The sequence below is a fragment of the Pseudomonas sp. CM25 genome, assembly GCF_013179705.1.
Classification (GTDB): domain Bacteria; phylum Pseudomonadota; class Gammaproteobacteria; order Pseudomonadales; family Pseudomonadaceae; genus Aquipseudomonas.
Genome location: NZ_JABMCW010000352.1, coordinates 1 through 5,359 on the forward strand (window position 1 = coordinate 1; position 5,359 = coordinate 5,359).

The 5,359-nt window shown below is 63.4% G+C and carries 5 protein-coding genes and 1 pseudogene; 4 read left to right on the forward strand and 2 right to left on the reverse strand.

What is annotated here, in order from left to right; all coding sequences use genetic code 11:
- The coding region (locus HP546_RS25260) for an FAD-dependent oxidoreductase (RefSeq protein WP_172231049.1) at positions 1 to 396 on the forward strand (396 nt) is incomplete at its 5' end.
- 87 nt (positions 397 to 483) lie between these two features.
- Here HP546_RS25260 and nadC read toward each other — a convergent pair.
- Entirely contained in the window at positions 484 to 1,332 is an 849-nt protein-coding gene (gene nadC / locus HP546_RS25265; RefSeq protein WP_172231052.1) for a carboxylating nicotinate-nucleotide diphosphorylase, read from the reverse strand.
- Between the two features lie 241 nt (positions 1,333 to 1,573).
- Between nadC and HP546_RS25270 the strand changes: the two genes are divergently transcribed.
- From HP546_RS25270 to ampE, 3 genes are all read left to right on the forward strand, one after another.
- Positions 1,574 to 3,736, forward strand: a complete 2,163-nt coding sequence (locus HP546_RS25270) for a DUF1631 domain-containing protein (protein WP_172231055.1) — start codon at positions 1,574 to 1,576, stop codon at positions 3,734 to 3,736.
- A gap of 88 nt (positions 3,737 to 3,824) precedes the next feature.
- The gene (ampD, locus tag HP546_RS25275) at positions 3,825 to 4,397 is read left to right on the forward strand and encodes a 1,6-anhydro-N-acetylmuramyl-L-alanine amidase AmpD (RefSeq protein ID WP_172231058.1); all 573 of its coding nucleotides are present in this window, start codon (positions 3,825 to 3,827) and stop codon (positions 4,395 to 4,397) included.
- Positions 4,394 to 5,224 carry a regulatory signaling modulator protein AmpE gene (gene ampE, locus HP546_RS25280; protein WP_172231061.1) on the forward strand — a complete coding sequence of 277 codons (831 nt, stop codon included), beginning with the start codon at positions 4,394 to 4,396 and terminating at the stop codon, positions 5,222 to 5,224. The genes ampD and ampE overlap by 4 nt, the downstream gene beginning before the upstream one ends.
- Positions 5,225 to 5,234: 10 nt before the next feature.
- On the opposite strand, the pseudogene HP546_RS25285 reads toward ampE, so the two are convergent.
- Positions 5,235 to 5,359, reverse strand: a pseudogene (locus HP546_RS25285) (TatD family hydrolase); the annotation flags it as partial.

The window sequence follows — 5,359 nt, forward strand, 5'->3', positions numbered from 1 at the left end:
AAGCTGAACGCCCGTGTCGCCGAAGGCAAGATCGAGCTCAAGCTCAATGCCACCCTGGACGAAGTGCTCGGTGACAACATGGGCGTGACCGGTGCGCGCCTGAAGAACAACGACGGCAGCAGCGACGAAATCAAGGTCGACGGCGTATTCATCGCCATTGGCCACACCCCGAACACCTCGCTGTTCGAAGGCCAGCTGACCCTGAAGGACGGCTACCTGGTGGTTGCCGGCGGCCGTGAGGGCAATGCCACCGCCACCAATGTCGAAGGCGTGTTTGCCGCTGGCGACGTGGCGGACCACGTTTACCGCCAGGCCATTACCTCGGCCGGTGCTGGCTGCATGGCGGCGCTGGACGTCGAGCGTTACCTGGACGGGCTGGCCAACGCTTCGTTCTGATTCAAGTGGGGCGGGGGTCGCTTTGCGGCCCTTTGCAAACAACAAAAAACCGGCTCGATGGCCGGTTTTTTGTTGTTTGCAATCAGCTCACAGGCTCAACCGCATCGACAGGTCTACCGCCTTCACATCCTTGGTCATCGCACCAATCGAGATGTAGTCCACGCCGGTCTCGGCAATCTCCCGCAGGGTTGTCTCGTTGACCCCGCCACTGGCCTCGAGCTTGGCTTTGCCAGCAGTAATGCCCACTGCTTCGCGCATTTCATCCAGGTTCAGTTCGTCAAGCATGATGATGTCGGCGCCTGCGTCCAGTGCCTGGCGCAGTTCGTCCAGGCTTTCCACCTCGATTTCCACCGGCTTGCCCGGCGCAATGCGGTGGGCCGCCGCCACGGCTTCAGCCACACCGCCGCTGGCGGCGATATGGTTTTCCTTGATCAGGAAGGCGTCGTACAGGCCGATGCGGTGGTTGTCGCAACCGCCACAGGTAACTGCGTACTTCTGCGCCAGCCGCAGGCCCGGCAGGGTTTTACGGGTATCCAGCAGGCGCACCTGGGTGCCCTCCACCAGGTCCGCCAGGAACCGCGCACGGGTGGCCACCCCAGACAGCAGCTGCAAGAAGTTCAGTGCGCTGCGCTCACCGCTCAGCAGCGAACGGGCCGGCCCTTCGAGGTGGAACAGTGGCTGGTTGGCCTTGGCGCGTTCGCCGTCGGCCACCTGCCAGTGCACTGCCACGCGCGGGTCGAGCTGGCGGAATACCGCATCGACCCAGGCCGTGCCGGCGATCACACAGTCTTCGCGGGTGATGATGGTGGCCTTTGCCAGGCGCTCGGCCGGGATCAACTGCGCGGTTATATCGCCACTGCCGATGTCCTCCAACAGTGCGCGGCGCACATTGGCTTCGATTTCAGCGGTCAGGTCGGCGAGGCGTAGGTTCGGCATGGTCTGCTCCAAAAGCTAGATGCCCGCGATTATAGGGCAGGGGACCTAGGTGTACAGCCGCATTGCTCACGACCTTTGGTCGGGCATCGTGAGCATCCACGGCGAATCAAGGTCCTTGATCAGCCAGTGAAACGATGCTGGCAGCTGTGCGAAATTTTACCGATAATGGTGACCAGTATTTGGCGTCATGGGTTTGACGACCTCTGGCCCGTGTGGCCAGTCACCCAGCAAGGAGTCCGGGATGCAGAAAGAAGGCAAGGTGGTGCCCTTGGCGGCAGCCATCGACCGAGGGGGGCGTACGCCTCTGCCTTGCCTTCCGGTGTTGCTTCTGCAAGTGCGCGACAAGGCCGCCCTGCAGTTGCGCCAAGGCTTGCAGGACTTGTTCGACAACGCTGACGACACCCTTTTCGAAATGGCCGACAAGGCCCTGGATCGCTGTGACCAGAACCTATATTTCGAGGCCATGCGCGACCTGCGCCTGAAGCGTAAAAGCATCGAGCGTGGCTTTCTCGACATCTTCTACGACACCTTCGCCCGCATCGGCCAGGTTGACCTGCTGGCGCACCTGGCCGATGCCGGCAAGCCCCGCAGCAAGGCCCAGGTAGAGCGGGCCGTTGCCGTCGAAGGCATGGTAGGGCGGGTGCTGTCACGCGATGGCATTGCTCTGCAGCAACTGGTTTTGCGCTTGCAGGTGCTGCTCGACCGCCCGTTGTACGAGCAACATAACCCGCTGGGGCCTGCCGCGTTGTGCGACTATTTTCTCGACGCCGGTCGCAACCTGGGGGTAGGCCTGCGGGTCAAACTGGTGCTGCTCAAGCTGTTCGAGCGCTATGTGCTGCGTGATGCCGACATCATCTACAACCAGGCCAACCAATTGTTGCGTGCGGCCGGCGTGCTTGCCGAGTTGCCACTGCCGCCGCGGCGGCGTGCCGAAGACCGGCGCATGCGCGCGCGCCGTGGGCCTGTAACAGAGGGCCAAGCGCCAGACGCAGACGCCACAGGCCAGGCCTGTTTCAACGCCTTGCAAACGCTTCTGGCGCCGGTGCGCGGTCAGTTCGCGCCGCGCTTGCACAGCGCGACCAGCGTTCAGCCAGTTAGCACCGCCGACCTGCTGCGCCTGCTTTCGCATCTGCAGCGCTATGTGCCCGCTACCCATCAGGCTGATGATTTCGACCTTGGCCAGCAGCTTGAGCAACTGCTGTTGCGGGTCAGCGTGCGCAGCGGCACGCACCGGCGGATCGCCTCGGCCGACGAAGACATGCTCAACCTCGTCGGTCGGCTGTTCGCCTTTATCGAGCGCGATGACAACTTGCCCGCCAGCCTGCGCCCGCTGCTTGCACGCCTGCATATTCCGCTGCTCAAGGTGGCCTTGCTGGACAAGGGGCTGTTCAGCCGGGCCAGTCATCCGGCACGCCGGCTGCTCAACGAGATCGCAACCGCGGCGATGGGTTGGGAGTGCGGTAGCAAAGGCCTGCGCGACAGCCTGCACCTGAAGGTTGAGCGTATCGTCCAGCGTCTGCTCAACGATTTTGCTGAAGATGCCAGCCTGTTTGCCGAGTTGCTCGACGACTTCGTCGCCTTCAATCAGGACGAGCGGCGGCGCAACGAGCTGCTTGAACAACGCACCCGCGACGCAGAACTGGGGCGTGCCCGCGCATTGCAGGCCAGGCAGCAGGTGCAGCAAGTACTCAATCAGCGTCTGCGGGGCCGGCTGTTGCCGCAGGTGGTAGTACAGATGCTGGTGCAAACCTGGAGCCAGGTATTGCTGTTGGCGTGGTTGAAGCAAGGCGAGGCCTCCAGGGCCTGGCGCGAGGCATTGCAGACCATGGACACGCTGCTGGTCAGCGTTACCCCTCCACAGGACCCTCAAGCCCTGCTGCAGCAAGTGCCGAGCCTGCTCAAGGCATTGCGTGATGGATTGTCCAGCGTGGCCCTGGATTCCCTGGCAACCCGCGAGTTCTTCTTGCAACTGGAGCAATTGCACCTGCGTGCCTGCGCAACAAGCAGCGAGCTACCGCCTGGCGGCCAGCGCCAGCGCTTGAGCGACGTGCTGGTGGCCGAAGATATCGTGCTGGCGATAGCCGAGGAGCCAGCCTGTGCTCCGTTGCAGGTTGCCGACGCGCAGGCTGCGGCGCTGCAGCAGGTACAGCGGCTGCGTATCGGTACCTGGTTCGAGGTGCTTGACGAGGCCGAGCCGCAGCGTTGCAAGCTGGTGGCGCGCATCGACAGCAGCGACAGGCTGGTGTTCGCCAACCGCACCGGCATGAAAGTGCACGAATGGAGCGCCGCCAGCCTGGCCCAGGCCCTTCAGCGCGGCGATTTGCGCGTGCTCGATGACGGGCTGCTGTTCGAGCGAGCGCTGGAGGCAGTGCTCGACGGTTTGCGGCGTCGGCAGGTGCAGTAGCTGGCAACATTACAATCATTCACATGCAAACGGCGTTGAGCGCAGGGCATACTGTTGCTCTGTTCATGGCGTTTTCAGGATCTGCCCCATGCAATTGGACCGTGCCACTGGCTGGTTCCACGGAATCGGAATCACCCACTGCCCTTCGCCGAACTTCAATGCCCGCCCCGAAGGCGAAGCGATCTCCCTGCTGGTGATCCACAACATCAGCCTGCCGCCAGCCTGTTTCGGTACCGGCAAGGTGCAGCAGTTCTTCCAGAACCGCCTGGACCCCAACGAACACTCCTATTTCGCCAGCATCAACCACCTGACCGTGTCCGCGCACCTGTTCGTCGAGCGTGATGGTGCGGTGACCCAATTCGTGTCGTTGCTTGACCGCGCCTGGCACGCGGGTGTGTCGTGCTTCGACGGGCGCGAAGGCTGCAACGATTTCTCCATCGGCATCGAGCTGGAAGGCACCGACGATCTGCCCTATACCGATGCCCAGTACGCGGCGCTGGAGCAGCTTACCCGGCACATCCGGGGCGCCTGGCCGGCCATCGACCTGTCTCGCATCCAGGGTCACAGCGACATCGCCCCGCAGCGCAAGACCGATCCCGGCCAGGCCTTCGACTGGTCGCGCTACCGCAAAGCGCTGCAGCACAACGAGGACAAGGCATGAGTTTTCTGGTGTTGTTGCTGGCGCTGTGGGTCGAGAAGTTCTCGGCCTTGCGCCATCAGGTCCAGCGTGACGGGTTTTTCCTTGGCGAGCTGGTGCGCCTGGAGCGTAGCGGCAAGGTGCACCCCTGGTGGACGCTGGCCATTCTGGTGCTGGCCCCGGTTGCGCTGCTGGTGTTGCTGCTGCATGTGCTGGAGCCGGTGGCGTATGGCTTGCTGGCCTTGCCAGTGCACCTGCTGGTGCTGATCTACAGCCTGGGCCGTGGCGATGCCAAGGCTTCGCTGGGGCCGTTCCGTGATGCCTGGCGGCGGGGCGATGACCAGGCGGCGTTGCATGTGGCCGAGCGCGACCTGGGCCTGTCCGCCGATGAACCGCACAGCCTGCTGGTGCGTGTGCAGGGCAACCTGTTGTGGCAGGTGTATCAGGGCTTTTTCGCGGTGATTTTCTGGTACTTCTTGCTGGGGCCCGGTGCTGCGCTGGCTTATCGCCTGCTGGCGCTTTGCGGTGAACACAGCAGGCAGCCGGCGCTGCAGAAACGTGCCGGGCAGCTGCGGCACATCATGGACTGGTTGCCGGTGCGCGTACTGGCCCTGAGCTTCGCGCTGGTGGGCAACTTCCTGGCGGTCACCCGGGTGATGTTGCACGAGGTGCTCAACTGGCACATCAGTGCTGCGCACCTGGTGGCCCGGGTGGGGCGTATCGCCGATGACATTCCCGAGGAAGAAGACAGCCAGCGCGGGCTCGGGCGGTTGGACAGCCTGTGGGAACTGCTGCTGCGCTGTGCGGTGTTGTGGTATGCAGGGTTTGCGCTGTGCACGGTGCTGGTCTGAACCGAGGCCGCTACCAGCCAAATACCTCGCAAGCATTGCGGCTGCTGGCTTCGGCCAGCTCCGCGACTTCCACCCCCATAACTTGTGCCAGCGCCTCGGCAATCTCCGGCAAATGCTCCGGGCTGTTGCGCACCC

Excerpts from the sequence above, each read along its gene's own strand:
- ampD (WP_172231058.1), top strand. The coding sequence starts at position 3,825 with ATGCAATTGGACCGTGCCACTGGCTGGTTCCACGGAATCGGAATCACC.
- HP546_RS25270 (WP_172231055.1), top strand. The coding sequence starts at position 1,574 with ATGCAGAAAGAAGGCAAGGTGGTGCCCTTGGCGGCAGCCATCGACCGA.
- nadC (WP_172231052.1), bottom strand. The coding sequence starts at position 1,332 with ATGCCGAACCTACGCCTCGCCGACCTGACCGCTGAAATCGAAGCCAAT.
- ampE (WP_172231061.1), top strand. The coding sequence starts at position 4,394 with ATGAGTTTTCTGGTGTTGTTGCTGGCGCTGTGGGTCGAGAAGTTCTCG.